General features: G+C 55.9%; 1 protein-coding gene. It reads left to right on the top strand.

The window, feature by feature from the left end; translation table 11 throughout:
• Positions 1-1,008 (top strand): hypothetical protein (locus KDK18_RS02205; RefSeq protein WP_257252880.1); only part of this gene is annotated, 1,008 nt, incomplete at both ends.

Genomic DNA, 1,008 nt, shown 5'->3' with positions numbered 1-1,008 from the left:
CAGATACACCAGGGAGTGACCGATGCAGTCACGGCCATACTGCCTGACAGCGACATCCGTGTCATCAAAAATCTTAACGCTCTTTCAGGTGGGATTTCGAAATCGGAAAACACCTGGGTCACCTCATTGGAAAAAGCCTGTGCTGAGGTTGCCCTTGGGCTGGGCTGGGAGCGTTTTGACACTGGCCTGCTGACCAATATCAATCAGGATGTACACATCCTGTTTAATGAGGCTGTTACACTGCGAGAGCAAGTCGGAAAGCCGTTTCAGTTACCTGTTAACCCGCACGAGCCAACGTCTGTGCAGGCTTTACCGGGGCAGGACAAGACTATTGCAACCCTCGCCAGCAGTCCCCGGCGTGTCGTTATGGCGGACGGTGACAAACGTTACATAAAAATCACCCCGGCAGGTCCGGGCAACCCTTTCCCGACCCTGTCAACACAGTCACAGGAAGGCCTGAAGAAGCTGTTGCGACAACCCCTTGACCCCGGTGAAAACACTTCGGGCACACAGGCTTACCTGTCACAGCTGGCGGACTCTTATGATGCTTTCGATGAACTTAAGGCCATTGACGCTACCGGTCAGATTAATGCCGTTATTGACAAGATGAACACGGCCACCCGGCAACGCTTTGCCGGGGATTTCCTGCAATATGCCAGGCAGTCAGCCATCCCGGAAGACCTGGCCGAGGCCATCGCCGGGAAGTTACTGGTGGCAGAGGTCAGCGCACTGGGCTCCCTGCCTGAAAGGATTTCCCCGGAGCTTTATCAGCAGCTCAACGGGCTACTAAACCTGGCCGGAAAAAGAGAATTTTCAGTGACCTTTGTCGGCCTGACGGTTCGGGTACTCACCGACCCCTCAATCACCGCCGATGCCTCCTACCTGATGCCTGCCCAACGCACACTGGTGCTGGGCAATGGCACCGCCAGTCCGCTGACCGCAGCGGCTGCACTGGCTTTGCTGCAGGCAGGGAAAGCACTGAAACCGGAGGACCAGGCAAAATCATTC

This window comes from Endozoicomonas sp. SESOKO3, from assembly GCF_024606255.1.
Note: the sequence above shows the minus strand (reverse complement) of the source record. Positions and strands in the feature narration are given on the sequence as shown.